The 25,607-nt window shown below is 39.2% G+C and carries 33 protein-coding genes; 16 read left to right on the forward strand and 17 right to left on the reverse strand.

Annotation, left to right across the window (positions count from 1 at the left end; genetic code table 11):
• Positions 1 to 49: 49 nt before the first annotated feature.
• Positions 50 to 826: a sulfite exporter TauE/SafE family protein gene (locus IE222_RS13385; protein ID WP_191273598.1), complete on the reverse strand. Its 777-nt coding sequence runs from the start codon at positions 824 to 826 to the stop codon at positions 50 to 52.
• 285 nt (positions 827 to 1,111) lie between these two features.
• Here IE222_RS13385 and IE222_RS13390 point away from each other — a divergent pair, with 285 nt between their 5' ends.
• Positions 1,112 to 1,285 (forward strand): hypothetical protein, encoded by a 174-nt coding sequence (locus IE222_RS13390; protein WP_191273711.1) that lies wholly within the window; start codon positions 1,112 to 1,114, stop codon positions 1,283 to 1,285.
• A gap of 422 nt (positions 1,286 to 1,707) precedes the next feature.
• Here the strand turns inward: IE222_RS13390 and IE222_RS13395 are convergent, their stop codons facing one another.
• The 6 genes from IE222_RS13395 to IE222_RS13420 form a co-directional block, all read right to left on the reverse strand.
• Positions 1,708 to 2,835 carry an MBL fold metallo-hydrolase gene (locus IE222_RS13395; protein ID WP_191273600.1) on the reverse strand — a complete coding sequence of 376 codons (1,128 nt, stop codon included), beginning with the start codon at positions 2,833 to 2,835 and terminating at the stop codon, positions 1,708 to 1,710.
• Positions 2,836 to 2,881: 46 nt separating this feature from the next.
• Positions 2,882 to 3,457 carry a sulfurtransferase TusA family protein gene (locus IE222_RS13400; protein ID WP_191273602.1) on the reverse strand — a complete coding sequence of 192 codons (576 nt, stop codon included), beginning with the start codon at positions 3,455 to 3,457 and terminating at the stop codon, positions 2,882 to 2,884.
• Between the two features lie 167 nt (positions 3,458 to 3,624).
• On the reverse strand, positions 3,625 to 3,993 hold the full coding sequence (locus IE222_RS13405; RefSeq protein ID WP_191273604.1) for a rhodanese-like domain-containing protein: 369 nt from the start codon (positions 3,991 to 3,993) through the stop codon (positions 3,625 to 3,627).
• Positions 3,994 to 4,264: 271 nt separating this feature from the next.
• On the reverse strand, positions 4,265 to 5,290 hold the full coding sequence (gene splB, locus IE222_RS13410) for a spore photoproduct lyase (protein ID WP_191273605.1): 1,026 nt from the start codon (positions 5,288 to 5,290) through the stop codon (positions 4,265 to 4,267).
• Between the two features lie 18 nt (positions 5,291 to 5,308).
• Positions 5,309 to 5,554 (reverse strand): transcriptional regulator SplA domain-containing protein, encoded by a 246-nt coding sequence (locus IE222_RS13415; RefSeq protein WP_191273607.1) that lies wholly within the window; start codon positions 5,552 to 5,554, stop codon positions 5,309 to 5,311.
• Between the two features lie 75 nt (positions 5,555 to 5,629).
• On the reverse strand, positions 5,630 to 5,797 hold the full coding sequence (locus IE222_RS13420) for a hypothetical protein (protein ID WP_191273609.1): 168 nt from the start codon (positions 5,795 to 5,797) through the stop codon (positions 5,630 to 5,632).
• Between the two features lie 139 nt (positions 5,798 to 5,936).
• Here IE222_RS13420 and IE222_RS13425 point away from each other — a divergent pair, with 139 nt between their 5' ends.
• The 4 genes from IE222_RS13425 to dsdA all read left to right on the forward strand — a co-directional run bounded on the left by IE222_RS13425 (position 5,937) and on the right by dsdA (position 8,527).
• On the forward strand, positions 5,937 to 6,365 hold the full coding sequence (locus IE222_RS13425; protein WP_191273611.1) for a YugN family protein: 429 nt from the start codon (positions 5,937 to 5,939) through the stop codon (positions 6,363 to 6,365).
• Positions 6,366 to 6,500: 135 nt separating this feature from the next.
• The gene (locus tag IE222_RS13430; protein WP_191273613.1) at positions 6,501 to 6,857 is read left to right on the forward strand and encodes a DUF2642 domain-containing protein; all 357 of its coding nucleotides are present in this window, start codon (positions 6,501 to 6,503) and stop codon (positions 6,855 to 6,857) included.
• Between the two features lie 95 nt (positions 6,858 to 6,952).
• A complete protein-coding gene (locus tag IE222_RS13435) occupies positions 6,953 to 7,066 on the forward strand; it encodes a YjcZ family sporulation protein (RefSeq protein WP_191273616.1) in 114 nt (37 codons plus the stop codon).
• A gap of 129 nt (positions 7,067 to 7,195) precedes the next feature.
• Complete coding sequence (gene dsdA, locus IE222_RS13440; RefSeq protein ID WP_191273618.1) at positions 7,196 to 8,527, forward strand: D-serine ammonia-lyase; 1,332 nt, start codon at positions 7,196 to 7,198, stop codon at positions 8,525 to 8,527.
• A 38-nt stretch (positions 8,528 to 8,565) separates the two neighbouring features.
• Here the strand turns inward: dsdA and IE222_RS13445 are convergent, their stop codons facing one another.
• From IE222_RS13445 to IE222_RS13470, 6 genes are all read right to left on the reverse strand, one after another.
• Entirely contained in the window at positions 8,566 to 9,222 is a 657-nt protein-coding gene (locus tag IE222_RS13445; RefSeq protein WP_191273697.1) for an amino acid ABC transporter permease, read from the reverse strand.
• 69 nt (positions 9,223 to 9,291) lie between these two features.
• Complete coding sequence (locus tag IE222_RS13450) at positions 9,292 to 10,080, reverse strand: ABC transporter substrate-binding protein (protein WP_223282695.1); 789 nt, start codon at positions 10,078 to 10,080, stop codon at positions 9,292 to 9,294.
• A gap of 24 nt (positions 10,081 to 10,104) precedes the next feature.
• On the reverse strand, positions 10,105 to 10,827 hold the full coding sequence (locus IE222_RS13455; protein ID WP_191273620.1) for an amino acid ABC transporter ATP-binding protein: 723 nt from the start codon (positions 10,825 to 10,827) through the stop codon (positions 10,105 to 10,107).
• A 214-nt stretch (positions 10,828 to 11,041) separates the two neighbouring features.
• Complete coding sequence (locus IE222_RS13460) at positions 11,042 to 11,689, reverse strand: phosphatase PAP2 family protein (RefSeq protein WP_191273622.1); 648 nt, start codon at positions 11,687 to 11,689, stop codon at positions 11,042 to 11,044.
• Between the two features lie 64 nt (positions 11,690 to 11,753).
• Positions 11,754 to 12,836 (reverse strand): NAD(P)H-dependent flavin oxidoreductase, encoded by a 1,083-nt coding sequence (locus tag IE222_RS13465; protein WP_308435607.1) that lies wholly within the window; start codon positions 12,834 to 12,836, stop codon positions 11,754 to 11,756.
• A 203-nt stretch (positions 12,837 to 13,039) separates the two neighbouring features.
• Positions 13,040 to 13,411 carry a DUF2500 domain-containing protein gene (locus IE222_RS13470; RefSeq protein WP_191273626.1) on the reverse strand — a complete coding sequence of 124 codons (372 nt, stop codon included), beginning with the start codon at positions 13,409 to 13,411 and terminating at the stop codon, positions 13,040 to 13,042.
• Positions 13,412 to 13,587: 176 nt separating this feature from the next.
• Here IE222_RS13470 and IE222_RS13475 point away from each other — a divergent pair, with 176 nt between their 5' ends.
• The gene (locus IE222_RS13475) at positions 13,588 to 13,965 is read left to right on the forward strand and encodes a thiol-disulfide oxidoreductase DCC family protein (RefSeq protein WP_370465046.1); all 378 of its coding nucleotides are present in this window, start codon (positions 13,588 to 13,590) and stop codon (positions 13,963 to 13,965) included.
• Between the two features lie 329 nt (positions 13,966 to 14,294).
• Here the strand turns inward: IE222_RS13475 and IE222_RS13480 are convergent, their stop codons facing one another.
• Positions 14,295 to 15,011, reverse strand: a complete 717-nt coding sequence (locus IE222_RS13480; protein WP_370465049.1) for a TerC family protein — start codon at positions 15,009 to 15,011, stop codon at positions 14,295 to 14,297.
• 512 nt (positions 15,012 to 15,523) lie between these two features.
• On the opposite strand from IE222_RS13480, the gene treP reads away from it, so the two are divergent.
• From treP to IE222_RS13525, 9 genes are all read left to right on the forward strand, one after another.
• Positions 15,524 to 16,948 (forward strand): PTS system trehalose-specific EIIBC component, encoded by a 1,425-nt coding sequence (gene treP / locus IE222_RS13485; RefSeq protein WP_191273632.1) that lies wholly within the window; start codon positions 15,524 to 15,526, stop codon positions 16,946 to 16,948.
• 111 nt (positions 16,949 to 17,059) lie between these two features.
• On the forward strand, positions 17,060 to 18,727 hold the full coding sequence (gene treC, locus IE222_RS13490) for an alpha,alpha-phosphotrehalase (protein WP_191273634.1): 1,668 nt from the start codon (positions 17,060 to 17,062) through the stop codon (positions 18,725 to 18,727).
• 15 nt (positions 18,728 to 18,742) lie between these two features.
• Positions 18,743 to 19,459 carry a trehalose operon repressor gene (gene treR, locus IE222_RS13495; protein ID WP_191273636.1) on the forward strand — a complete coding sequence of 239 codons (717 nt, stop codon included), beginning with the start codon at positions 18,743 to 18,745 and terminating at the stop codon, positions 19,457 to 19,459.
• A 79-nt stretch (positions 19,460 to 19,538) separates the two neighbouring features.
• Positions 19,539 to 20,216 carry an SOS response-associated peptidase gene (locus IE222_RS13500; protein ID WP_191273701.1) on the forward strand — a complete coding sequence of 226 codons (678 nt, stop codon included), beginning with the start codon at positions 19,539 to 19,541 and terminating at the stop codon, positions 20,214 to 20,216.
• Positions 20,217 to 20,423: 207 nt separating this feature from the next.
• On the forward strand, positions 20,424 to 20,669 hold the full coding sequence (locus tag IE222_RS13505) for a hypothetical protein (RefSeq protein WP_191273638.1): 246 nt from the start codon (positions 20,424 to 20,426) through the stop codon (positions 20,667 to 20,669).
• A gap of 26 nt (positions 20,670 to 20,695) precedes the next feature.
• On the forward strand, positions 20,696 to 20,914 hold the full coding sequence (locus IE222_RS13510) for a hypothetical protein (RefSeq protein ID WP_191273703.1): 219 nt from the start codon (positions 20,696 to 20,698) through the stop codon (positions 20,912 to 20,914).
• A 23-nt stretch (positions 20,915 to 20,937) separates the two neighbouring features.
• Positions 20,938 to 21,180, forward strand: a complete 243-nt coding sequence (locus IE222_RS13515; RefSeq protein ID WP_191273640.1) for a hypothetical protein — start codon at positions 20,938 to 20,940, stop codon at positions 21,178 to 21,180.
• A gap of 93 nt (positions 21,181 to 21,273) precedes the next feature.
• Positions 21,274 to 21,891 (forward strand): RraA family protein, encoded by a 618-nt coding sequence (locus IE222_RS13520; protein WP_191273642.1) that lies wholly within the window; start codon positions 21,274 to 21,276, stop codon positions 21,889 to 21,891.
• A gap of 115 nt (positions 21,892 to 22,006) precedes the next feature.
• Positions 22,007 to 22,411, forward strand: a complete 405-nt coding sequence (locus IE222_RS13525; RefSeq protein ID WP_223282697.1) for a hypothetical protein — start codon at positions 22,007 to 22,009, stop codon at positions 22,409 to 22,411.
• A 47-nt stretch (positions 22,412 to 22,458) separates the two neighbouring features.
• Here the strand turns inward: IE222_RS13525 and IE222_RS13530 are convergent, their stop codons facing one another.
• Complete coding sequence (locus tag IE222_RS13530) at positions 22,459 to 22,914, reverse strand: hypothetical protein (RefSeq protein WP_191273644.1); 456 nt, start codon at positions 22,912 to 22,914, stop codon at positions 22,459 to 22,461.
• 267 nt (positions 22,915 to 23,181) lie between these two features.
• Positions 23,182 to 23,700: a YbaK/EbsC family protein gene (locus tag IE222_RS13535; protein ID WP_191273707.1), complete on the reverse strand. Its 519-nt coding sequence runs from the start codon at positions 23,698 to 23,700 to the stop codon at positions 23,182 to 23,184.
• A gap of 197 nt (positions 23,701 to 23,897) precedes the next feature.
• On the opposite strand from IE222_RS13535, the gene IE222_RS13540 reads away from it, so the two are divergent.
• Positions 23,898 to 24,824: a DMT family transporter gene (locus tag IE222_RS13540; protein ID WP_191273646.1), complete on the forward strand. Its 927-nt coding sequence runs from the start codon at positions 23,898 to 23,900 to the stop codon at positions 24,822 to 24,824.
• A gap of 35 nt (positions 24,825 to 24,859) precedes the next feature.
• On the opposite strand, the gene IE222_RS13545 is transcribed toward IE222_RS13540, so the two are convergent.
• A complete protein-coding gene (locus IE222_RS13545; RefSeq protein WP_191273648.1) occupies positions 24,860 to 25,579 on the reverse strand; it encodes a YebC/PmpR family DNA-binding transcriptional regulator in 720 nt (239 codons plus the stop codon).
• Between the last annotated feature and the right edge of the window lie 28 nt (positions 25,580 to 25,607).

Raw genomic sequence — 25,607 nt, forward strand, 5'->3', positions numbered from 1 at the left:
GATCATTACTTACAGTTGATTTAGGTAAAACCAAGAGTACCTGCCTCACTTATAAAATTTCCATCCAAACCTTCACTGCGACAGCGAAAATTAATACTCCCATTACCATTTGCAATACCTTTGTATTAACCCTTTTCCCCGTATTTGCTCCAATTGGTGAAGCTAACAAGCTGGCAATGACGATAATTAGCGATGGAAGAATCTCAACGTGCCCTGTAGAAACTTTTCCGGTAACCGAACCAATGGATGAAATTAAGGTAATCGCTAAAGAGGAGGCAATTGTCATTCTAGTAGGGATTTTTAACACTGTAAGCATGATTGGTACTAACAAGAATGCGCCGCCTGCACCGACAATTCCTGCACCAATTCCGACAACGAAGGCCAAAAGTGCCGCAAGCCATTTGTTAAATTTTACCTGATCCAGCGGAATGTCATCAATTCCTTTTTTAGGAACAAACATCATAACGACAGCAATCAGCGCTAAAATGCCATAGACGATATTAATCCCGCTTTCCGGCATATGAGTTGAACCGAATCCACCTATGAAACTACCAAGTAAGATGCTGACTCCCATGTAAGTGATAAGGGTTTTATTTAAAAACCCGCCCTTACGATAGACCAAAACCCCGCCGATCGTCGAAAAGAAAACTTGAATAGCGGTAATTCCGGAAACTTCATGCGCTGTAAAATGTCCAACTCCAAGCATTGCAGGAATATATAACAACATAGGAAAGTTGATTATCGCGCCGCCAATGCCTAACATCCCTGAAATGAAGGAACCTATAAAACCGAGCAGGAAGAGCGTTATGATAAGGTTGATATCCATGTTGTTTTACCTTCTTTCTGTAGAAAGGGTCTTTTATCTAATTCCCTCATCTAAAGATTTTATAAACCTATTATAAACTGTATTTAAAAATTGAGATACCCATTCATTATAATTGAATGCAGGCACTCATGCTGCCTCTGATACTTCCATAAATACTAAATTTTTTCACCATTCGCTTTTACACTCTATACTATAAAAATAAGTCAATAAACTATTGTAAATTTACGTATATACATTATAATTCATAGTATAAACATAGGATTTAAAGGAATAGGAGGATAAAATGTGATTTTTAAAAACCTCTTTATGGAACATTGCCCTAAATGTAAAAAAGTATTGGAAACAAAACATTCAAAACCTTTTAAATCAATTGTTATTAAATTATGCCCAGAAAACCATTACCAAAAAGAATTTCACCCAGCTTTAGAAACATATATTGAAACCTATAAGGTTTCTTAAAAACTTCCATAAAAGAAGGCAGATGTTCGTCTGCCTCTTTTACAAATGGTTGTAAAAACCCCCTACACTCTGAGCAATTTAAATTGACCGCCCCCAAATAAGGTTTTAACATAATCAAGTTTGGTATGGTCAAAATAAACTTTGTCTCTTTCGTTAACTAAAAATTGAATTCCATCCTGTTCAGTGAATTCATCACTTTCTAAAGCTGACTCTTCCAGAGCCAGACGAAGCTGTGGCCCCCCTCAGCCAATCCCCATAGATAAACGGATAAGCGGCTTTTTACCTCCATCAATAAGATCCTGAACCTCATTTGTAATCGCCGATATAGCGGCTGGTGTAATTTTAAGCATAACAATCCTCCACTTATCTAAATTTAAGGTACGCGCATTCTAGTCCCGGTACTACTTTTAATATATCTAGCTTTATCGAACAGCACAACGGTTTGGACCAATTTCCATTTCCCGCTGCTGATCTAGGTCTGGATTTATTTTACCCATATTTGTTTCACGAATTTCTTGATAAGCATTTGGCTGCGGTGGTAAGTTTTCGGTTACTAATTTTCTAAATTCAACTTCATCATCGATATTTAGACCATGGTTCTTCGTAAACAATGTACCTAATTTTTCTGCCACAGTACCATCCTTGTTAAGCTCATCAATAATCATAAAATGTGCAGGAAGAACAAGAAGCTCTTCTGATAATTCTCTATAACGTTTATAAAGAGTTTCCCGCAAATCTCCCACCCAATCTTCTGCTTTTCCAGCCAGATCAGGTCTTCCAATAGAATCAATGAATAAAATATCACCTGAGAGCAAATATTTTTTATCCACTACAAAAGAAGTGGATCCAATTGTATGCCCTGGAGAATATAGTGCATGAATATTAATTTTTGTCTTTCCAATTGTTACGTCATTGCCATCTTGTAATGGCTGATACTCAAAGGTTACTTCTGCTGCGTCCTTTGGCGGCAGCCAATATTGTGCACCAGTTTTTTCTGCAATGATACGTCCACCTGAAATATGGTCGGCGTGAAGATGTGTGTCGAATACATGTTTGATTTTCACCCCGATGCTTTCTGCAAAATGAATATAGGTTTTGGTCATTCGTGTAGCATCAATTAGGGCAGCTTCTCCATTAGAAACAACCATGTAGGATAAGCATCCTTTTCCGATTCGAACAAACTGATAGATCTCTCCCCCATCGTTTAAATCGCCGACCTTAACGGGCTCTAAATACTCACTCCAAGTCTTCATGCCGCCTTCCAAGTAAGAAATAGTTAATCCTGCTTCAGACAGCATTTCTGCCACCATAATCGAAGAACCTTCCTTGGCACATACGACTAATATTTTTTTGTCTGCCGGAATTTTATCGAGGATCCCTTCCACTCCATCTAATAATTCAAAATAAGGAACATTTAAATAGTCAAAGTTCTCCCCTTCTATTTTCCAATCTTGAAAATCACTTTCATTCCTTACATCAAGAATAAACAATTCTTCCTTATTAAAAATCTTTTTGGTTACTTCTCTTGCCGTCATGACAGTTACAGTCATTTTCTTATTTACCCCCTGTGGTATTATTTTTGTCAAAAAAATTTGTTTATTGATTAATTCCTGTTGTTTTCCCAGTCCATTGGCTCATACCAGGCACCACATTAATTACATTTTTAAATCCATTTTCTGCTAATTTTTGTGCCGCTAAATCACTACGGTTTCCTGTACGACAAACAACACAGATTGCAGCTTCTTTTTTTAATTCACTCAAATGTTCTACCAGTTTACCTATAGGAATGGATAGAGCACCTGGGATATGGTTAAAAGCATATTCCGCCGCTTCTCTTACATCAAGAATGATGATCTCTTCATTAGCCTCAAGCTTATTTTCTAACTCTTCATTATCGATAATATTTGGATGTTTCTTGTCATTTGTTTCTTCGTTTGAGGATTTACGAAGATAATGTTTCAAAATTTCACCTTCCTCAATGATTCCTAAATATTGATGCCCGGTGCTGTCAGCCCATGCTTTTATGTCAGCCTTAGAGCCTTTATCCGTAGCTAGAACTTCTAATACCTGCCCAGCCTCCAAGCTGTCCATTGCTCTTTTTGTTTTTACGATTGGCATTGGACAGGACAAGCCTTTTGCATCTACTACTACATTTGCTTCCATGTTATTCATCCTTTTCCTCCTATACCTATAAGGGTATTTTTTATGTTAAAAAAATTATCTTTTCTTGGTGTTAAAGAATAACCCCTGAACAATTTTCATTGTATACCCTTATGGGTATAAAGTCAACAAAAATAAAAGAAGGCCTCGTTTTTAAAGAGACCTCAGTCCATAATTAATTATTTCTCAATTTCATATCTCCAGTTATTCATACCGCCAGTCATATTATAAACTTTTATAAAACCATTATCAGTTAAAATTTCACTGGCTTGAGCCGACCGCTTCCCGCTTCGGCAAACAACTAAATAAGCTGCATCTGTTTTTAATTCATTTAACCTTCCTTCTAATTCCTGCAATGGGATCAATGTTGCGTTTGGTATATGACCTTGTTGATATTCTTCTTGAGTTCTTACATCAAGCACAATTAGCTTATTATTTCCGATGAGCTGTTTTGCATCTTCAGCAGTTACATTTTTATATCCTTTGTTTCCACAGGCTGTAAGAAAAATCATTAGAACGAAAACTAAAGTGAACGCAAACTTTTTCATTAGTACTTCTCCCTCTCCTATTCTAACCTTCTTTTTTACCACTGCTTCCGTATGCAGAGGAATGTTTTACAGCAGACATAGATTGTCTGATTCTTAAGATGCTCTTTTAATCGGATACCTCTCGAGATGTTATGTACGTTAGGAGATACCATATTAGACCTCATACCTATAAGGGTATTATGAATGCAATAAAAAAATGTGTAAAGTCCTTTTCGAAGACTTTCACATTTTCTTCATAATCGGCAAAGTGCTTCCTATTTACCAGTATACTTCAGGTAAAATATTCCAATTTTGCTTTAGGGAAAAATTTTTCCATATAAGAATGAAGGTGTTGTTTAATATCTTCTTCTTCTTCTTTTTGATAAATGTACTTGCCGATGCCATATTTGCCCCATTTATATCGGCGAGCTGTTTCATCCAACTCTAATTTGGTCATGGGATAGTTCTTTTCGATAATTTTCTTAGCTGGTTTAGTAAACCTGTGCTGGATAAACTCAAATGTAATATCCTCCCTTGCCTCTTTTGGAAGCTCCTCATTTAGTCTTTCAAATAGATGATAATAGCCTTCTTCCCATCCCTCATGCAAATAAATCGGGGCCACAATAAACCCTAACGGATATCCTGCTCTCGCCACTTTTCCGGCGGCTTCAATCCGTTTAGCCAATGGCGAGGTCCCAGGCTCAAAATTTTTTATCACATAATCTGCATTTACACTGAAGCGGAACCTTGTTTTTCCGTTATGCTTGGCATCTAATAAATGATCTACATGGTGAAATTTAGTAACAAACCGAAGTCTGCCCATATCTGTTTTCCCAAAATGTTCAATTGCCCGCTTCAACGTATGTGTCAAATGATCAATCCCAACAATATCTGAAGTACAGGAGGCTTCAAATCTGGTAATTTCAGGAGCCCGCTCTTCCATGTATTGATCAGCAGCTTCCAAAATTTCATCCACATTTACATAAGTACGTATGTAAGGCTTTGTTCCCATCGTCGTTTGTAAATAACAATAGTGGCAATGCCCCATGCATCCCGTGGCAAACGGTATAGCATATTCAGCTGAAGGCTTGGATGTATCAAACTTCAGTGTTTTTCGAATACCAACGACCAATGTTGATTTAGCTATACGATACCTTTGAAAATCGTTTTCCCCAGGTAGGTTTCTAACTTGGTTATGAGAGGTTGTGTAGCGAATTTCTACATCCATTTTTTCGAATTTTTCTTTAAGTTCCACTCCAAGTGGATATTCCAAGGCTTTCGGTTCAAAGTATACAAGCTGAGGTGTAAATGGTTTCATAAAAGGTAAACCTCCATTTTAATACCCTCCGAAATATTGCTCATAAGCTTGAATTGCTTCTGTTTCACTTGAATAAACGGCTGTTTCATTTGTTAATGGATAATAGTTCTCATACAGAAATAATGCCAATTCATTGGGATGATCGGGATGATTAACAACAGCAGCTGCCTGCACATTAGCCACATCCTGTGTATGAGGATTTCGATAAAATACATAGACGATATCTCCCGGATTATAGGGAGTGCCGTTAATATTTACATCCATTTTCTTCACCTTCCTCGAAATTTTTAAAAAACCTATCATGGCCTCAAAGAAAAAACGCCGCAAAAGGGCGTGAATTTAAGAGGTTGAAGAATTTTTGTCCGTTCTATTTGTTAATCTCTCTGCATTGGGGTCTATTTCTCCATACCCAGTTACTTTCGAAGCGTGTTCTTCATGGTATTTGGTCCCTGAACCTGTTTGCTCTGCAGTCTTACTTTTTATGTTTTCACGATTAATCTGAACCAATGTTAATCACCTCCTCTTTATATTAGGGTTTGTAATAGTGGCAAAGTTATTCGAATTGTTTAAGAAGATTTAATAGCCCTGTATGTTAATTCATTTTTGGTAAATAATAGTACAAAACTACTAACAGGAGTGAATATCAATGATTTTATTACAAACGCCTATTGAAGGAAAACAAGCTAATTTTGGGGCAGCCCGAAATGTTTTTGACTCCTTCGGCTGCAGTTTCTGCAGTAATTTTGACTACCATCAAGGGAAATTTGATGCTCTGTTATGGCGGGATGGCGGAGAATCCATCTATTTGCGGGTGCCGATTTATGTTGTAGACGGGGAGTTGGATCATTCCAGTGCCCAAATTGAATTTGGCGCACCTTTTGTCATTAAACACGTCGTAAATGTTGGACTAGATCACGATGAAAACTCTTTTGTGACCGGGACAACCGGACTTGATCAATTTCAAAAACCATTAGACCAAGATGGCTATATTTATGATAAAAGCAGGTGGGAACAAGCCGGTAAAGAAACAGTTGAACGAATTATGAATTCTATGACGGGACTGCTTAGCTCCTAGTTTATAAAACAAGAGCACAGAAAAGTTTGCTCTGTCATATTTTTTAAAACAAGCCAATTTTTAAAAATTAATGGGAAAAACAATCCCATTTTCCTAAGTTCTGCATTTACTATTTCTGAGAGGAGGGGATGGTAAATGCAGAACGAAAAATCGTTCCATCAAGTTGCTGTTGAACTTTTACATCGCGAAGTAATTGTTATTACTAGACAAGGCAACTTTGAAGGAAAACTTATTAGCGTTGGAACAGACGTGCTAGTACTTGAAGAACATCGCTTAGGGGGACGCCCATTTAAACTATTTATTCGTATAGAAGAAGTAGTAGTGATCCGCCGTGCTGAGCGGAGACATGTAGGACCATTTGGATTTATGCCAATGGGCGAAGAGTTTGAGGAATCAAGCGAGAGGCATGAAAGTCATGGAAGACACGAAAGTCATGGAAGGCATGAAAGTCATGGAAGGCACGAAAGTCATGGAAGGCACGAAAGCATTTAAAATCTGTTAAAAAAATAGCTAAAAATTACATGTTTGTCTATACCCATTGATTCTTCCAACATACGCTGTAAGTAAAAGCGGTGGAGGTGAAGAACATGAGCGGAGGATTTTCAGGCGGAGCAGGGTTTGCTCTTATTGTTGTTCTATTTATTCTGCTTATCATCGTGGGCGCAGGCTACATGGGCGGCTACGGAGGTTTCTACTATTAGGATAAAGCCGTGATTATTTAGGAAACAGTCATGAACCCAACATGGCTGTTTTTTTATTCGAAAGATTTGAATAACTACGAGATAAAAACGTATGGTACACTGTTTTTATCTTATGTTGGAGGGGTCAAAATGAATAACATCAAAATAAAAGCATGGCTGGAAAACCACCCACACCCGCTAATAAATCAAATCGTATTATTAGAAGAAGTTTTTTGGGTTAATCCTAAATTACAATCCTTTCACACTGCGCTCGAAAACTGCCCGCTGGCATTAAATGACGTCTTAGAGGCTGAAGCTAGATTACAAAGATTTGCTCCATACATCGCCAAGGTTTTTCCGGAAACACAAGGAACAAATGGGATTATTGAATCCCCCTTGCTCAAAATTTCAAACATGCAGGAACTTCTAGAACATGAATATGAGCACGAAATTTTCGGTGAACTTTGGTTAAAATGTGACAGCCACCTGCCAATTTCGGGGTCGATAAAAGCAAGAGGCGGGATTTATGAAGTCTTAAAAACTGCAGAAGACTTGGCCATTAAACGGCAGCTGCTGACGACCGAGGATGATTATTCAATCTTAGACAGTGATCAGTTCCGTTCTTTCTTCTCTCAATATTCAATTGCCGTGGGCTCAACTGGAAATTTAGGGCTCAGCATTGGGATAATGAGTGCAAAATTAGGATTTAACGTCACTGTACATATGTCTGCAGATGCTAAACAGTGGAAAAAAGACCTTCTTCGCAGCAAGAACGTCACTGTGATTGAATATGCATCAGACTACAGCAAAGCCGTGGAGGAAGGAAGACAACAGGCTGAGGCTGACCCTGACTGCCATTTTATCGACGATGAAAACTCCCGCGACCTATTTTTAGGATATGCTGTAGCAGCGATTCGACTAAAAAACCAGCTTGATCAATCTGGAATCACCGTCGATGAGAATCATCCGTTATTTGTATACCTCCCTTGCGGTGTAGGCGGAGGACCAGGCGGGGTCGCATTTGGGCTTAAGCTTATTTTCCAGGAACATGTTCATTGTTTCTTTGCAGAACCCACCCACTCTCCGTGTATGCTTCTTGGACTGATGACCGGTTTGCATGACAAAATTGCCGTCCAAGATATTGGAATCGACAATAAAACCGCAGCGGACGGGCTTGCTGTCGGCAGGCCATCTGGATTTGTCGGAATGTTGATTGAACCGTTCTTAGGCGGCAACTATACCGTCAGCGATGAGCAAATGTTTAAGCTGCTAAAGAATTTGGCGGACACTGAGAACATTTATTTAGAACCATCTGCCCTTGCAGGAATGATTGGGCTGGTAAAATTATGTAAGCAAGGCAGCGATTATTTACAACAGCACCAGCTTACGAACAAAGTTTCTCAAGGAACCCATATTGTTTGGGCGACGGGCGGGAGCATGGTCCCGAAAGAAGAAATGGACAACTATTATCGAAAAGGTTAAATAAAAAGGGCAGATCTCCTCTTCAGGGTCTGACCTTTTTAATCAAGTAGCTTTGTATCCAAACTCATTCGTTTTTCCAATTTTTTCAACAGGAAAGAAAACAGCATGACAAGCGCTAAATAATAGAACCCAACTACGATGTAGGATTCTAGCTGGCGGTAATTCGAGGCTGCCTCACTTAATCCAGAGCCCCAAAGCTCCGCCATCCCTACATACGCTACTAACGAGGAATCCTTCAGTCCTATGATAAATTGATTGCCAAGAGGCGGAATTGAAAACTTAAACGCCTGCGGAAGAACAATTCTTCGCATTGCAAGCGGGTAACTCATCCCAAGTGAGCGGGCTGCCTCCATTTGCCCACGGTCTACGGCTTGGATCGCCCCGCGGAATATTTCTGCAATATAAGCACCATTATGAATGGCAAGTGCTAGTGCTCCTGCCCAAAATTGTGAAAATGTAACGATTGAAGCAATTCCAAAATACAGAATGGCAATTTGTACAATCAATGGTGTGCCACGAATTAAGCCGATATAGACGGTTGCAACATAGTTTAACAATTTGTTCGAGGATATTCGGAAAAAGGCAATAATGAGTCCAATGAAACAGCCAAGCAATAACGACGTAACCGTTAATCTTAAAGTTAGCAAGGCGGCACGAGGGAAAACATCTAATGTATTAAGAAAAATATCAAGGATAATAATCACCTTCCCTTTTGTAAATTAAATAAGGGTGCCTTGCATGAAAGCGACACCCTTATAAAACTATTACTCTCCTAAAATATTACGTCCAAACCATTTTTTGCTGATTTCTTCGTATGTGCCGTCTTTGATAATTTCATCCAGTGCTTTATTTAATTTTTTCAACAATTCGTGGTCATCTTTACGGACTGCAATGCCCTGGTCATCATGGGTCATTGGCTCACCAACATCTTTAATTTTAATTGCTCCCTCTTTTATAATCGGCAGTCCAACCATTTGATCGGTGATTACGGCATCTAATCTTCCAGTTGGCAGGTCCATAAGGGCCGTAATGTCGCTGTCATATTCAACAATATTGGTCTTTTTCGTATTTTGCAGTGCCAATTCCTTATAGGTACTGGCTTTGACAACCCCTATTTTCTTTCCTTTTAAATCTGCTTGTCCAGAAATGTCTTGATTGTTTTCGGCTACAAAAATTTGCGCTCCGGAACGGTAATATGGTTCAGTGAAATTAACCGATTTAAGGCGTTCTTCGGTTATGGTCATACTGCCAATAATGGCATCAAATTTTTGCGCCTGCAAACCTTGGATTAACGTTTCCCATGGATTGGTAACCGCTACCGGCTTCATCCCCATTTTCTCCGCCAGCGCCTCGCCAATTTCGACATCAAATCCCTTTAACTTCCCACCTTCTTTAAAATTAAATGGTTTGTACAGCCCGCTCATGGCATAATGAAATTCCTCTTGATCCGTTCCGTTACCTGAATCTTTTTCCTCATCCTGTCCGCAGGCACTCAGCACCAAAGAAACAATCAAAAGTGCAGCCAATAGCCAAGAATTGCCCCATCGCTTCAAGTTCTATCATCCCCTGTCCATTTTTTATAAAACCCTGTTTAGAAATTGCCTTGCCTTTGCATGCTGTGGATTCGTGAAAAATTGTTCCGGCGGTCCTTCTTCTAAAATTTTTCCATCACCCATAAAGACAATCCGGTCGGCTACCTCACGCGCAAACCCCATTTCATGTGTAACGACAACCATTGTCATCCCCTCTTTAGCCAGCTGCTTCATAACCTGAAGCACCTCTCCGACAAGTTCTGGATCGAGAGCAGAGGTGGGCTCATCAAATAGCATAATCCGCGGTTCCATCGCCAGGGCTCTGGCAATGGCAACCCTTTGCTTTTGCCCCCCGGAAAGGTTTGACGGATAGGCGTATGCTTTGTCACGCAGCCCCACTTTTTCAAGTAACTGAAGAGCTTTCTCTGCTGCCATGGCCTTGTCCATCTTCTTGACATGAACCGGCGCCTCGATAATGTTTTCTAACACATTCTTGTGCGGAAAAAGATTGAAATGCTGAAACACCATACCTACTTCTTCCCGGACTTTGTTCAAATTCGTTTCCTCGGGAACGATCTTCTTGTTCTGAATGGAGATCTCACCTTTATCAAATACCTCAAGAAAATTAATACAGCGAAGCAATGTACTTTTTCCCGACCCGCTTGCTCCAATGATCACAACAACTTCCTTTTCCGTAACAGTTAAATCAATTCCCTGTAAAACCGTTTGTGGCCCAAACGATTTAACAAGATTTGAAATCGTAATCATGGCAGCCCTCCTTGTTTTTTTCTCGACTCTCCGGCCTTCCTACGCATAACGCTCTATCCGCTGCTTTAGTAAATCGTATTATAAGGATTTGCATTTTATTCGAATCTTTCTAAATGTTAGACATCCTCAGAGAAATTAATTTATTTTTTCAGACATCAAAAAGACACAAACTTTTTTAGTTTGTGCCTAAGCTGGGCTCAGTTTACCACTGTAATTATTTATTTTTCACATATACTGTTTCGGATTTATTGGGAACACGAAACGATAATAATTCAAAGGTGAATCCGTAAAGAAACGCAACGAGAAACATCGAGCCAATCATGTCAAAAATGACGTGCTGTTTAACGAATAGGGTTGAAATGATGATAAGACTTCCGCCGATATGAATTAACAAGGTATTTACGATATGTTTATTCCGAATATGAAGTGACGCCAGCATCACCGCAAACGTTGTTAATACATGAATACTTGGGAAACAATTATACGGCTGGTCCTTGATGTAGATCCACTGAACAAGCATCGTCAGAAAATCATCTCCCACAACTAACGGCCTTGGTACCGTTGTTTGAAAAAAGAAATATATCCCAAAGCAGATAAGCTCTCCAATGACAATTAGCGACAATGTTTTGAGATAGACCTTGGGGTCCTTAAAACAAAAGTAAATCAAATAACAAAAAATATAGGCGTACCAAAGAATGTAAGGAATAATAAAAATCGCTACAAACGGAATCGCCTGGTCTAACGGCGTAATGAAATCTACTGCTTTATGAGAACGGTCATTTAGCAGCTTATAAATTCCTCCAAGCACCGGAAGAATCAGTAAAAATAATAAATAGGGAGCTCTTTTTAAATATATCTTCAAACTCTCTCCTCCCCTGCCCTGCAATTAAGCAATTTTTTATAGAGTTCTAGAATATGGTCAAACTCTATGATAGTGTATTTTTAAGTTTCAATGTTTCATTTACTATTTTTTCAACTAGTTCTTGTGCTGAGAGCTTGATAGCTAATCTAGGACTTTGACCTGACCAAAGAGACAGATATTCCGGGTTTTTATCAGCGGAAGCAGCTTTTCTAATCGCTTTTGTTAACTCATTTTGAAGCGGATACTCCGGAAGATTCTCTTCTGCCCCATGAAGTTTTTCAATAAAACGATTTTTAACTCCACGAGCCATTTTACCGGAGAAAGCTTTTGTCAGTACTACTTCGTCCTCAGCTGCTTCAAGTATGGCTTCCTTATGAAGTTTATTCGCCCCGCTTTCTTCACATACAAGGAATGCTGTTCCCAATTGCACTCCCATTGCCCCTAAACATTGGGCTGCGAGCAAGCCTCTTCCGTCCATAATGCCGCCAGCGGCTATGATTGGAATGGAGAGTTGGTCCGCCGCCTGTGGAATCAGTGATAGTAATCCAATTAAACTCTGCTGGTCTCCACCAGCAAAAGTCCCACGATGTCCTCCTGCTTCCGATCCTTGAACTACCACTGCATCCATTCCCGCTTCTTCATTCATGATTGCTTCTTGAACGGTTGTAGCTGTTCCAATAATAATAGACGCATTTTGTTTTAATTTGGTTCTAATATCTTCCGAAGGAATTCCAAAAGTAAACGAACAAATTGGAATATTTTCTTCTATAACTATATTCACCATCTTCTCAAACGTTTCAATGTCCTGCTCGTAGTTCGGAAGTGAAGGGGTTGTCTTTTGGATTCCTAGCTCCAATTCGATTGAATGAAGGTATTTTTCGGAAATTGTGAGCTTTTGTTCATCTACAGAATAGCTGCTCGGAACAAAGAGGTTGACTCCGAAATTTTTAGTGGTTAATACCTTAACTTCCTTTATTTGATGTCTTAATTGGTCGGGGCTTAAATAGCCTGCCCCAATCATCCCAAGCCCGCCAGAGTTCGATACAGCCGCAACTAATTCAGATGAAGTAACGCCCCCCGCCATCGGAGCCAGAACAATCGGATAGTCTATTTGCAACCTTTTAGTTAATTCATTTTGTAACATCATATATACCACCTTTCTCAATATTTATTTCTACTTTTTTAAACATTTCCCTTTAAATTATGACAACATTTTTCCTTTTTGGTGTTAGGCACCACTCGAGGACATTTGTACGCCACCAGTGGACACTTTGATTAAAAAGGAAGAGAAACCCTCGAAATCAGGTTTCTCTTCCTTTTTGTTTTTGTGAACTAATATGGGAGTATCGGTTAATTTGGCGGCTGTTGGCGGGTAAAGCCGTGAAATCGTGTGCCTTGAAATTCAAGTTCACCAGCATCACCTTCCGCCAACATACCAAAATCGCGCCCCGTGACACTAAATTCCATCCGGTCGCCGCTTTCCACTTGGAAGGTGGCATAGTACCAGGTACTCGAGTGATGATCAGTTCCGCCCCCGCTTACTTCAGTCCGTTTTGAAACAACCACTGCTGCAACATTCAGGCGTGGTTGCTTATTATTATTGTTCCATTGCTTGACACCGCTAAAAATAACGAAAAGGATGATTCCAAATATTAAAATAAAAAAGATTGGAAAAATGGTTTCCATGATGCTAAACATATCAAATGCTGGATAACCCCCCATTCCGTGCCCCCTATTCTTTAACTTAATATCTTTCTTAGATAATCATACGACTCTTATTCTATTTTGTTTCAAAAATTCTACATTGATTGGAAAATTTTTGTATCCCCAGAAATTATGCTAAACTTTAACTATATTTAAATTGTTTTAAGTTGGTGATTTTTTTGGAGCGAATCATATTGTTTGATGGCGTCTGCAATCTTTGCAATAGCAGTGTACAATTTGTTATAAAACGGGATCCAACGGGCCATTTTAAATTTGCTTCCCTCCAAGGGGAAGCTGGCCAAAAGCTGCTTAGTAAGTATGGATTGAACTCTAACATGAACAGTTTTATTTTGGTTGAAGATAATAACATCTACCTCGAGTCAACTGCTGCACTCCGTGTGTGCCGTAAGTTGAATGGCGGCTGGAAGGTGCTTTCGGTTTTATTGATCATTCCAAGCCCACTACGTAACTATTTCTATAAAATCATCGCCAATAACCGCTATAAATGGTTTGGCAAAAAAGATAGCTGCATGCTGCCATTACCGGAATGGAAAAATAGATTTTTTGATTAAGGAAATGGTTATCCACAAAATGAATCTTATGTCATATTTACCGTCATACCAAAAATAACTATCCTATTTTTAGCAAAAAAAGAACCTTTGAGCAAATGCCAAAGGCTAATTGAGTACTTAACAGTTTACTGATAAGAACCCAGTTTAGGAGGTCTAAACTCAGAAGAATTTAAACAAGTTCATTTTAACATGGATACATTCTTCTCACAATAGTTTAAAGCGCTAAAGTATGAAAGTGGGTAAAAATATATGAGTCTTATTTCCCGTATATAAAAAGCCGCTAATTTCAACCATTAGCGGCACAATACCCTTTAACAAAAGCTGCAGCATTACTTATCCTTCGAAGCGGCAACCTCTGAAGCAGTTTTCTTCTTATTAATATTATGAACTACAAATGTTGCTGCGAATGCCAGAATCAAGATTCCGAAAAATACTAAATGATGCACATGGATTCCAAACACGCTTGCAAACATCTTCGCTGCAATAATTGCAATTAAAATAAACGCTGTATTCTCAAGCTCAGGTACTCGGTCAATTAACACTAAGAAAAACTTAGCAACAGTCCGCATCATTAGAATTCCTAACATTCCTCCAACAAGAAGAATCCATACCTGCTCTGATACGGCGAATGCTGCCAAAATGCTGTCCGCCGAAAAAGCAATATCCATTAATTCAACAGAAATAACTGTTCCCCAGAATACACCAAAAGTACGGATCAGCCAGCTTGTCTTTTTTACTCCCTCTACATCGTCTTCCTTCTCACCTAACCAGAAATGCTTTATTACAAGCCAAGCTAAGTAAGCTGCACCTAATACCTTAATCCACCAGAACTTAATCAATAACATACCTAATCCAATAAACAGGAACCGGAAGAAATATGCCCCGAATAACCCATATGTTAAAGCCTTTTTGCGCTGGTCTGGGGGAAGATGTTTCACCATAACAGCAAGCACCAGTGCATTATCAGCTGAAAGCAGCCCTTCCAAAATAACCAATGTACCTATGTATCCCCAAGAAACAGGATCTGATAAAACTTCGACCCACATTCCCCAGTCAAAAAATGATGCATAGGTTGACCAGATTTCATTTAAAACGTTCAATAAAATATTCCCCTTTCTTTACTAGCTATGGTTGATTTAACATTCAACCTTCCCTCGAATTAGCTAGCAAATTAAAAATTAATAAGATTATAAAACCATAAAATTTATAACAATTGAGTCCTGTCCTTCATAAACTGCTCCTTCCATCATGTGAATTTATTATTCATACGTTATTAAAGACTAATAGGTTTCATTAAAAAGAGGCAATGGTTAAATAATTTTTTAAAACTTCACGAAACACTTAACAATATTTACATTTTTGTATACTATTTCCAAATTTCAATAATCTTATTAAATATCATCTAAATACAGTTTGACAAACATGTATATACAAGATACAATGAAAACGTAATCAAAACTTGTATATACATGTTGTTCGGATGATTGAAAACGCTGTATAAAAATCAGCAGCGTTAAAAGATAATAGGGGTTAAACCCAGTTGTTAGGGGGAAAAACAATGTCTAAATATACAGATCCTGCTAAAGAGCTATTAGAGCATATTGGCGGCAAAGACAATATCGCAGCCGTTACCCACTGTGCTACAAGGATGCGCTTTGTTCTCAATGATCCTAGTAAGGCTGCTATTGAAAAAATTAAGTCTATTAAGCTTGTAAAAGGAACTTTTACCCAAGCTGGTCAGTTTCAAGTTATTATCGGCAATGAAGTCGCTTTGTTTTATAACGATTTTATTAAACTTGCAGGTGTAGACAGTACAACAAAAGATGAAGCGAAAGTCGCTGCGAAGCAAAACATGAATTGGCTCCAGCGGATGATGGCCCATCTCGCTGATATTTTTACACCTTTAATCCCAGCCCTTGTGGTCGGAGGTTTAATTCTTGGTTTCAGAAACGTAATTGGCGATATTAAATTACTTGATAACGGAACAAAAACTATAATCGAAGTATCTCAATTCTGGGCGGGGGTGCATTCCTTTCTTTGGTTAATTGGTGAAGCGGTGTTCCACTTCCTCCCTGTGGGTATCACATGGTCGATTGCCAAGAAAATGGGTGCGTCGCAAATTCTTGGAATTGTTCTCGGTATTACCCTTGTATCACCGCAATTGCTAAATGCCTATGCGGTTGCCGATGCCAAAGACATTCCAGTATGGGATTTCGGTTTTGCACAAGTTGAAATGATTGGCTACCAAGCTCAGGTTATTCCAGCCATTTTGGCAGGTCTTTTATTAGCGTTCTTAGAAACTAGGCTGCGCAAAATTGTGCCAAACTCCATTTCGATGATTGTTGTACCCTTTTTAGCACTGATTCCTACTGTCCTAATCGCACACACGATTTTAGGCCCTATCGGATGGACAATCGGCTCTGCTATCTCTAACGTAGTCTATACAAGTTTAACTTCAGCCTTTGGCTGGCTATTTGCCGCAATTTTCGGTTTTGCTTATGCACCGCTGGTAATTACAGGGCTGCATCATATGACCAATGCAATTGACCTCCAGCTGATGAGTGAACTTGGCGGTACAAACCTATGGCCAATGATTGCCCTGTCTAACATCGCCCAGGGATCTGCTGTTCTTGCAATGATTTACATTAACCGAAAAAATGAAGAAGAAAAACAAGTGTCCATTCCTGCATGCATCTCCTGCTATCTAGGAGTAACGGAGCCAGCAATGTTCGGGATTAACTTGAAATATGGCTTCCCATTCTTAGCAGCAATGCTTGGCTCTATGTGTGCGGCAGTTATCTCTGTGGGAACGGATGTCATGGCAAATTCAATTGGTGTCGGTGGTCTCCCAGGGATCCTATCAATTCAACCGCAGCACATGGCGATGTTTGCTATCTCAATGGCAGTTGCCATTGTCATTCCATTTATTCTAACCATGATTTTCGCAAAGACTGGAATCAAGAAAATTGCTTTTAAAAAATAATTAGGAGGGAGATGGTCTCCCTCCTTTTCTACATTACAATTAATTGGCCGATAAATTAGCCGAATTAGGGAACTCGATTACAACTAGAAATATTTTAGGCAGGTGTTTTATATGTCAACAGCATGGTGGAAGAATGCCGTTGTTTATCAAATTTATCCAAAAAGCTTTTGCGATACGACCGGGAATGGGACCGGCGATCTTCAAGGGATCATTCAAAAACTAGATTATTTAAAAAATCTTGGTGTGGACGTTTTATGGCTCACCCCTATTTACCAATCACCGCAGCGCGATAATGGCTATGATATTAGCGATTATTATCAAATTCACGAAGAGTACGGAACGATGGCAGATTTTGAAGAGCTGCTATCTGAAGCCCACAAACGCGGATTGAAAATTATGATGGATATCGTTATTAACCATACTTCTACTGAGCATGAATGGTTCAAACAAGCACGTTCTTCAAAAAACAATCCATACCGTGATTTCTACATTTGGCGTGATGGCAAAAACGGTGAACCCCCGACAAATTGGGAATCGAAATTCGGCGGTTCTGCCTGGGAGTACGATGATACAACGGATCAGTACTATTTACATCTTTTCGATGTCACCCAAGCTGATCTCAATTGGGAAAACGAGAAAGTGCGTGAAGCCTTATATGAAATGATGCATTTTTGGCTAAGGAAAGGTGTAGATGGCTTCCGTCTTGATGTCATAAATTTAATTTCGAAGAATCAGCAATTCCCTCAGGATGACAGCGACGGGCGCAAATTTTATACCGATGGGCCAAGAATTCATGAATTTTTGCAGGAGATGAACGAGAAGGTTTTTTCAAAATATGATTTAATCACGGTCGGTGAAATGTCATCCACATCCATTGACCATTGTATTAAATATACAAAACCGGAGAGCAAAGAATTAAACATGACCTTTAGCTTCCATCACTTGAAAGTCGATTATCCTAACGGAGAGAAATGGACGAAGGCGCCATTTGATCTTCAAGAACTGAAAAAAATTCTATCAACCTGGCAGATTGAAATGAATAAAGGCGGCGGCTGGAATGCTTTATTCTGGTGCAACCATGACCAGCCTCGGGTTGTCTCCCGCTTCGGCGATGATCAAAACTATCACAGACAATCAGCAAAAATGCTGGCAACTGTGATTCATATGATGCAAGGCACCCCATATATTTACCAAGGGGAAGAATTCGGGATGACCAATCCCGCCTTTAAATCAATCGAACAATACCGAGATGTTGAGTCGTTAAATATATTCGAGATTATGAGAAAAGAAGGCAAGTGTGAAAAAGAAATCCTTGAAATCCTGCAGCAGAAATCTCGTGATAATTCGCGTACGCCAGTTCAATGGAATTCAGAGGCAAATGCTGGATTTACAACCGGCACCCCATGGATTAACACGGCGGCGAACTATCGAGAAATCAATGCCAAAAATGCATTAAGCGACCCGGATTCGATTTTCTACCATTATAAAAAACTGATTCAATTAAGAAAAGACTACGCTATTATTTCGGCGGGTGATTTTACTCCGCTTTTAGAGGATGATGATGAAGTATTTGTCTTTGTTAGAACATCGGGTGATGAAGAATTGTTGGTTATTAATAATTTCTATGGCAGGAAGAAAGAACTGCTCCTTCCTGGTCAGATAAACCTTGAAGGGTATCATAGTGAAATGTTAATCTCTAATTATAAAGACTCGAAGCCGCTTACAAATAAGTTTAGCTTAAGGCCATATGAGTCAATTGTGTACCATTTGATAAAGTGAACGGAGATGTCTGTAGTGACCAGTAAGTACCTAACGATTTATAACACGCTTGTAGAGCAAATTAAGAGCGGTTCGATACCGCCTCAAACATTGCTCCCTTCTGAGCATGAATTGACCGATCAATTCCAAACCTCTAGGGAGACAATACGTAAAGCATTAAATCTGCTTTCACAAAATGGTTATATTCAAAAAGTTAGAGGAAAAGGGTCGATTGTCATAGACGTTACCAAATTAGATTTTCCAGTGTCCGGTCTTGTAAGTTTCAAAGAATTGGCAGATAAAATGGAAACGAAACCGCGAACGAACGTCCATGAGCTTTCTTTGATAATTAAACCTGATCATTCCATTCGCCAGCAGCTGCAATTATCAGCAAAGGACCAGGTATGGAAGGTTATAAGAACGAGAGAAATTGGCGGAAAAAAGATTATCTTGGATAAGGATTTTTTAAATAAAAAATATGTGCCCAGCCTTACGGAAGAAATCTGTGGAAACTCGATTTATGAATACCTGGAGAAGGATTTAAGCCTAACAATCAGCTTTGCGAAAAAGGAAATCATCGTTGAGGAGCCGACAGACGAAGACCGCGAGCTTTTAGATTTAGAGGGATTTCAAAATGTTGTTGTCATTAAAAGTCATGTCTATTTAGAGGACGCCAGCCTCTTCCAATATACCGAGTCTAGACACCGTCCCGATAAATTCCGCTTTGTTGATTTTGCGAGAAGGAAACGATAAAAGGAGCTGGGATTCCAAGCTCCTCTCCTCTTATTGCACCTTCATTCATTTTTGCTACAATAATCTTGAGGTGAAAAATATGTGCGGCCGGTTTACGTTGACTGCTTCGATTGAACAAATCATCGATCGATTTGATATTCAAGCATTTTTAGACGAAGAAAATTTCTCCCCTAGTTACAATATTGCCCCATCTCAAATGGTACTTGCTGTTATTAATAATGGTAAAGCAAATCGGATGGGATTTTTAAAATGGGGGCTAATTCCACCGTGGGCTAAAGATCCTTCCATCGGTAACAAGTTGATCAATGCCCGAGCGGAAACCCTTGCAGAAAAGCCTAGCTTTAAAAATGCTTTTAAAAAGAAGCGCTGTTTAATCATCGCCGATAGCTTTTATGAATGGAAACGTCATGAAGATAAAACCAAAACACCAATGCGAATCAAACTTAAATCCGACGAATTATTTGCGATGGCGGGAATTTGGGAGCAGTGGAAATCACCGGAGGGGAAATCAATTTTCTCATGTTCCGTGATTACAACAACTCCTAATCAGCTGATGACAGATATCCATGATCGTATGCCGGTAATTTTGAATTCAGAGGATGAAAAAAATTGGTTAAACCCTTCCATTTCAGATACAAATTGGTTACAAAGTTTTTTAAAACCATATGATGAGTCAAGGATGGAAGCCTATAAGGTATCTACGTTTGTCAATTCACCAAAAAATAACACAATCGACCTTGTTCAAAAAATATGCTAACGCACATTTTTATATAATTGGACAAGATGACTACATCCACGTACAAGCTTTTTCATAGATTAAAGTAACCCATTAAGTTTTTCCTTCTTTTTAAAAGCGGCTTTTGCCGCTTTCTTTTTTTGCCGAATTTTTACTGTTATAGGCGAATATACATAATAAAACATCAAACTTTTAAATTGCTTGGACTTTAGGAAAGGAGCATTTTGGATGTATTTCATACCTACTAAGCTAAATATTTGCAATATAAAGATTAACAGCCCAGACCATAAGAGTGCCATCAACTTTGGTGCCAATTTCCTAACGAATATGAATGTAGCGGGAAAGAAAAGCCAAGGCTTTGGACAGCAGTCAGCGGATGACGTATTAACCATCATCCCCATCAGCATTACCTTTGATGACGACATTATTGATATACCGTCCATAAAAATAAAAGGGAACGATTATCATGTATAGGAGTGATCATTTTGAATATCGCACCAATGGCGTTTAATTTTATCGGTTTTAAAGCTAATGCAATCGATAATGCCTCCTTTATTAATCTAGGTCCGAATCAGTTTGTGGATCAGTTTGTTTCCTACAAAAGAAACCAAGGGGTTGGAGAGCAAAACGGTGACATCTCCCCTGTAAACATCCCGATCTCATGGGTTGTTGATCCAGATGTATCTGATAGTAATACAGCAAAGAACAGCATTATTTAATACCTGCTAAGGGGGGATTCATCTTGATTTTTGCTCCAATGGTCGTGAATTTTGGAAACCTGAAGGTCAATGTTTTTGACCACGCATCCATTTTGAATATGGGACCAAACCAGTTCATCGACCAATTTGTTTCCTACAAACGAAATCAAGGCTATGGTGAACAAAACGGTGACTTTAATCCATATTTTATCCCGATCGGCTATATTTTTGATTCAGATATTAGTGACAGCTGGACTGGAAAAAATAATTCTATTTTATCGAAATAGCTGGAAAAAACTCCAGCTATTTTTTTGTTAACCTTTTCTAATAAAATCGCGTTATAATAAAAAGGTAGTCTACATATGGAGAGGAGTTTTTTTATGGATCAGCATGTTTTGGATTTTACGAATATTCCCACAACTTGTATTTCTGATGCGATGGATGGCTTAAATAACCTCCACCCTTCAATTAAACCTCTGAAAGAAGAATATAAAGTGGTGGGACGAGCCTTCACGGTGAAAATTCCGGTCGGTGACAATCTTGCTGTCTTAAAAGCTATCCGCAATGCACGACCGGGTGATGTTTTGGTGGTAGACGCCAAAGGTGATCAGTACCGGGCCATTGCCGGTGATTTTGTCGTTGGAATGATGCAAACACTTGGGATTGCAGGACTTGTCGTGGATGGTGTCATTCGCGATGTAGCAGGAATTAAAGCATTGAACTTCCCTGTCTTTAGTAAAGGTACTGCTGTAGCAGCAAGCGGAAAAGCTGGAGTGGGTGAAATTAATGTCCCGATTTCCTGCGGGGGCGTGACAGTGCACGCAGGAGACATCATCATAGGCGATGTGGATGGTGTTGTGGTCGTCCCTCAAGATATTGAACAGGAAGTTTTGACCAAATCACTGGAAAAATTAAATAAAGACCAACTTCGAGAAGACAAAATTTCCGGTAACCGTGAAGCAATTCTTAAGCATCTAGATGAACTCCTCTCAAAATAATGAGAAAGATCCCCCTCCATTTGGGGGATTTTTCTCATTAACTCTCCTCCAAGCGGTACTAATTCTAAAACCTCGGCATATTATAGAATATACGTTCGTACAGGAGGAGAGACTATTGCTAAAAAGTAATGAGTCCTTGATTACAGGTGAGATGTTAGCGAAATATTACGAACTAAACAAGCAGAAAAAAGAAATTGAACTTGAAATGAATGAATTAAAAGAAATGTTTCAGCACTATTTCAATCAATTAGTCGGGACAGACCGAAAAGGTGAAATCACGGTTAACGGATACAAAATACAGCGCCAAATCCGGAAAACGGAAAAATATATTGAAGAAGAAACAGTTAAAATGTTAGAAGACCTACAATTAAATGACCTCATTCAAGTGGTAAAGAAGCCTGATGATAAAAAAATTAAGGCAGCTGTAAACTTGGGTTTATTAAACCCGGAACAATTAAACAGCTGTATCACTACTACGTATTCCCCCGCGATCATCGTCAAGCCGCTGACACCTCGATAGAATTTTTAAATAAACTTAAAACGACTGCTATTTTTTGCAGTCGTTTTTTATGTGAAGCTTCTTCGCTTCAATATTCCCTGCAGTAATAGTCCAACCAATACACCTGGAATCACGGATAACATCGGCAGCCATACTGGGCCTATCAGCACACCAAATATTCTTAATTTTGTTGAGAAAATTAACCCTACTGTAACAAAATAGGCAGAAAAAACAAACGGTAAAAAGGAATAACGTTTTTTCCCTCCGCCCGCATCCTTAAACGCATCCCACATCGCAAAAAAATATAAACATGGATAAAACATCAGCCATTGAAAATCAATTTGCTGGATGGCCAAATCAATATTCCCCTGAAAACTTGCTATAATGGCTAGGTTAAAATTTGCTTGAACATTAACTAGGAATTCTAAAGCAACGAACACTGCCCCTTTGAACCATTTCCCATTTAACAGCTGACCAAATCCGGGGAGCGCAATGCTCCAAAAAAGCGCCTCCTTAGCATCCATAAGACTAAACCCATTTAAATGTGGCATTTGCAAGCAATATTAATACTTTTGCCGCAGACACTTGGTTATTTTTTACCCCCCAGTTATTATCTTGTAATAGACAATATTGACCCATAAACATTCCTCCTGAAAAAATCTTTAAGGTTAATATCTCCGCTTTAGCAAAAAAATATAGTAACCAACTGTTAACAGAAACCAAAATTTCAATTTAACTGGAAATTATTAAAAAAAGAGTCCAATGAAAGGACTCCGTTATATGTATGATATTTAGTTCCGATTGGTTGTTATAGCTGCTTCCACATTCGTTTCTTTTTCCTGCCAGCCTTTACAAACATCTACCCAGCCTTTGGCAAAGGAGAATTGCTGGATTTCTTCACAGGTTAGTTCAATCGCAGAATTGGAACTTCCGCAAGCTGGAAAAAGCGATTCAAAGCGTTTCATCGAAGTATCGAGGTAAACATCAAGGTTATTTTTTAACCCAAATGGACAAACACCACCAATAGCATGCCCCGTTTGCTCTAATACTTCCTCAGGTGAAAGCATCCTTGCTTTAAAACCAAATGATTGACGGAATTTCTTATTATCTATTTTTACATCCCCGGCCGCCACTATTAAAATGGCGCTTTCACCTTCACCGCGAAATGATAATGTCTTGGCAATTCGTGCGGGTTCTACACCAATTGCTTGAGCTGCAAGGTCCACTGTTGCACTTGAGGTATCAAACTCCATAATATCCTGTTCCCGATTCCATTGTTTAAAATGGTCCTTAACACTTTCGATTGGCACGATTTTCATCCTTTCTAAATCATTATGCTGTAAATATACACAAATATCCATGTATATACAAACATTTTCGCTTTAATGCTTTTTAGAAGTAAAGTTATTACATGATTAAAATATTTGAAGATTAGGATATATTTATGAAACTCCCTTACTCCAAAAAGTGTTATAATCTTGTTGGTATACATTTATGAAATGCTTCAATGGGGGGATACTGTTTGGAATCACAGGGGGCAGTTTTGCCTTATCCAAGAACAAAAGGAATTATTTTAGTGTTAATTGCCGCCATCTTTTGGGGTGTATCAGGAACGGTGGCACAATTTTTATTTCACCAGCAAGGCTTCAGCACAGGCTGGTTAGTTGTGATTCGGCTGCTAATCTCAGGTGCTGGGTTGTTATTTTTCGCCAATACAGTCGGCAAATATAACATTTGGAGCATCTGGAAAAATAAGCGAGATGTCTTACAGCTGGTCATCTTCGGCATCATTGGAATGCTGGGAGTTCAATATACTTACTTTGCTGCAATTGAACATGGAAATGCGGCTACAGCTACAGTACTTCAATATTTAGCACCAGTTATCATTGCCAGTTATCTTTGTTTAAAGGTTAAATCTCTGCCAACAAAGCAGGAGACCATCGCGATTATTTTGGCCTTATCAGGAACGTTTCTCCTTGTAACAAAGGGAAATATTCATACATTGGCGATTTCCATACCAGCCTTTACATGGGGACTTCTCTCCGCGTTTGCGCTGGCCTTTTATACCCTTTACCCCGGCAGTTTACTAACCAAATGGGGATCGCTCATTACAGTTGGCTGGGGAATGTTAATTGGCGGTGTTGGCTTTAGTTTTATCCATCCACCGTGGAAGTTTCAAGGAACCTGGACTTTTTCATCCTTCATTGCCGTTGTCTTTGTGGTAATATTCGGAACATTGATCGCCTTTTTTTGCTATATGGAGAGCATGAAATACATCCGTGCCTCTGAAGCCAGCCTATTAGCCTGTGCGGAGCCGTTGTCTGCTGCATTTTTAGCGGTAGTCTGGCTCCAAGTTACATTTAGTCCTGCAGAATGGATTGGTTCGTTCGCCATCATTGCTACGATTTTTATATTGTCAACGGTTAAAAGATAAATTAGAGGGTGCCCATTAGGACACCCTCGCCATCATTATTCCCCTAAATCCACATTGTGGTACACTTGCTGAACATCTTCTAAATCTTCTAATGCATCGATTAACTTTTCAAATTTCGGAATAACATCCTCTGGAAGAGTTATTTCATTTTGTGGCAGCATAGAAAGCTCTGCAACCGCAAATTCTGTTATGCCAGCATTTTTGAAGGCTTCCTGAACAGCATGGAACTGGTCTGGCTCTGCATAAACAATAACCTGCCCGTCCTCTTCCACGACATCACGAACATCAACATCTGCTTCCATTAATAGTTCAAGTACTTCTTCCTCATTCTTGCCTTCCACACCAATTACTGCTGTCTTATCAAACATATAGGCAACAGAACCGCTCACACCCATATTACCGCTATTTTTACCAAAGGCAGCACGTACTTCAGACGCAGTACGGTTTACGTTATTAGTCAGTGCATCGACAATGATCATAGAACCGTTTGGTCCGAAGCCTTCATACCGTAATTCATCATAGCTTTCATCTGAACCGCCTTTTGCTTTTTCAATCGCACGGTCAATAATATGGCGCGGTACATTGTATGTTTTAGCTCGTTCAAGGGTGAATTTCAATGCCTGGTTTGCTTCTGGATCAGGCTCCCCTTGTCTTGCTACAACATAAATTTCACGGCCAAATTTAGCATAAATACGGCTTGTGTTAGCATCTTTGGCTGCCTTTTTATCCTTGATATTATTCCATTTACGACCCATATGAACACTCTCTTTCTGAATTTGAATC

The organism is Neobacillus kokaensis, from assembly GCF_014656545.1.
GTDB classification, from domain to species: domain Bacteria; phylum Bacillota; class Bacilli; order Bacillales; family Cytobacillaceae; genus Neobacillus; species Neobacillus kokaensis.

Excerpts from the sequence above, each read along its gene's own strand:
- treP (WP_191273632.1), top strand. The coding sequence starts at position 15,524 with ATGTCTAAATATACAGATCCTGCTAAAGAGCTATTAGAGCATATTGGC.
- dsdA (WP_191273618.1), top strand. The coding sequence starts at position 7,196 with ATGAATAACATCAAAATAAAAGCATGGCTGGAAAACCACCCACACCCG.
- splB (WP_191273605.1), bottom strand. The coding sequence starts at position 5,290 with ATGAAACCATTTACACCTCAGCTTGTATACTTTGAACCGAAAGCCTTG.
- IE222_RS13480 (WP_370465049.1), bottom strand. The coding sequence starts at position 15,011 with ATGTGGGTCGAAGTTTTATCAGATCCTGTTTCTTGGGGATACATAGGT.
- IE222_RS13520 (WP_191273642.1), top strand. The coding sequence starts at position 21,274 with ATGGATCAGCATGTTTTGGATTTTACGAATATTCCCACAACTTGTATT.
- IE222_RS13405 (WP_191273604.1), bottom strand. The coding sequence starts at position 3,993 with ATGAAAAAGTTTGCGTTCACTTTAGTTTTCGTTCTAATGATTTTTCTT.
- IE222_RS13540 (WP_191273646.1), top strand. The coding sequence starts at position 23,898 with ATGGGGGGATACTGTTTGGAATCACAGGGGGCAGTTTTGCCTTATCCA.
- IE222_RS13510 (WP_191273703.1), top strand. The coding sequence starts at position 20,696 with ATGGCGTTTAATTTTATCGGTTTTAAAGCTAATGCAATCGATAATGCC.
- IE222_RS13500 (WP_191273701.1), top strand. The coding sequence starts at position 19,539 with ATGTGCGGCCGGTTTACGTTGACTGCTTCGATTGAACAAATCATCGAT.
- IE222_RS13385 (WP_191273598.1), bottom strand. The coding sequence starts at position 826 with ATGGATATCAACCTTATCATAACGCTCTTCCTGCTCGGTTTTATAGGT.
- IE222_RS13455 (WP_191273620.1), bottom strand. The coding sequence starts at position 10,827 with ATGATTACGATTTCAAATCTTGTTAAATCGTTTGGGCCACAAACGGTT.
- IE222_RS13415 (WP_191273607.1), bottom strand. The coding sequence starts at position 5,554 with ATGGATGTAAATATTAACGGCACTCCCTATAATCCGGGAGATATCGTC.
- IE222_RS13395 (WP_191273600.1), bottom strand. The coding sequence starts at position 2,835 with ATGACTGTAACTGTCATGACGGCAAGAGAAGTAACCAAAAAGATTTTT.
- IE222_RS13505 (WP_191273638.1), top strand. The coding sequence starts at position 20,424 with ATGTATTTCATACCTACTAAGCTAAATATTTGCAATATAAAGATTAAC.
- IE222_RS13545 (WP_191273648.1), bottom strand. The coding sequence starts at position 25,579 with ATGGGTCGTAAATGGAATAATATCAAGGATAAAAAGGCAGCCAAAGAT.
- IE222_RS13465 (WP_308435607.1), bottom strand. The coding sequence starts at position 12,836 with ATGATGTTACAAAATGAATTAACTAAAAGGTTGCAAATAGACTATCCG.
- IE222_RS13530 (WP_191273644.1), bottom strand. The coding sequence starts at position 22,914 with ATGGATGCTAAGGAGGCGCTTTTTTGGAGCATTGCGCTCCCCGGATTT.
- IE222_RS13425 (WP_191273611.1), top strand. The coding sequence starts at position 5,937 with ATGATTTTATTACAAACGCCTATTGAAGGAAAACAAGCTAATTTTGGG.
- IE222_RS13435 (WP_191273616.1), top strand. The coding sequence starts at position 6,953 with ATGAGCGGAGGATTTTCAGGCGGAGCAGGGTTTGCTCTTATTGTTGTT.
- IE222_RS13430 (WP_191273613.1), top strand. The coding sequence starts at position 6,501 with ATGCAGAACGAAAAATCGTTCCATCAAGTTGCTGTTGAACTTTTACAT.
- treC (WP_191273634.1), top strand. The coding sequence starts at position 17,060 with ATGTCAACAGCATGGTGGAAGAATGCCGTTGTTTATCAAATTTATCCA.
- IE222_RS13470 (WP_191273626.1), bottom strand. The coding sequence starts at position 13,411 with ATGGGGGGTTATCCAGCATTTGATATGTTTAGCATCATGGAAACCATT.
- IE222_RS13400 (WP_191273602.1), bottom strand. The coding sequence starts at position 3,457 with ATGAATAACATGGAAGCAAATGTAGTAGTAGATGCAAAAGGCTTGTCC.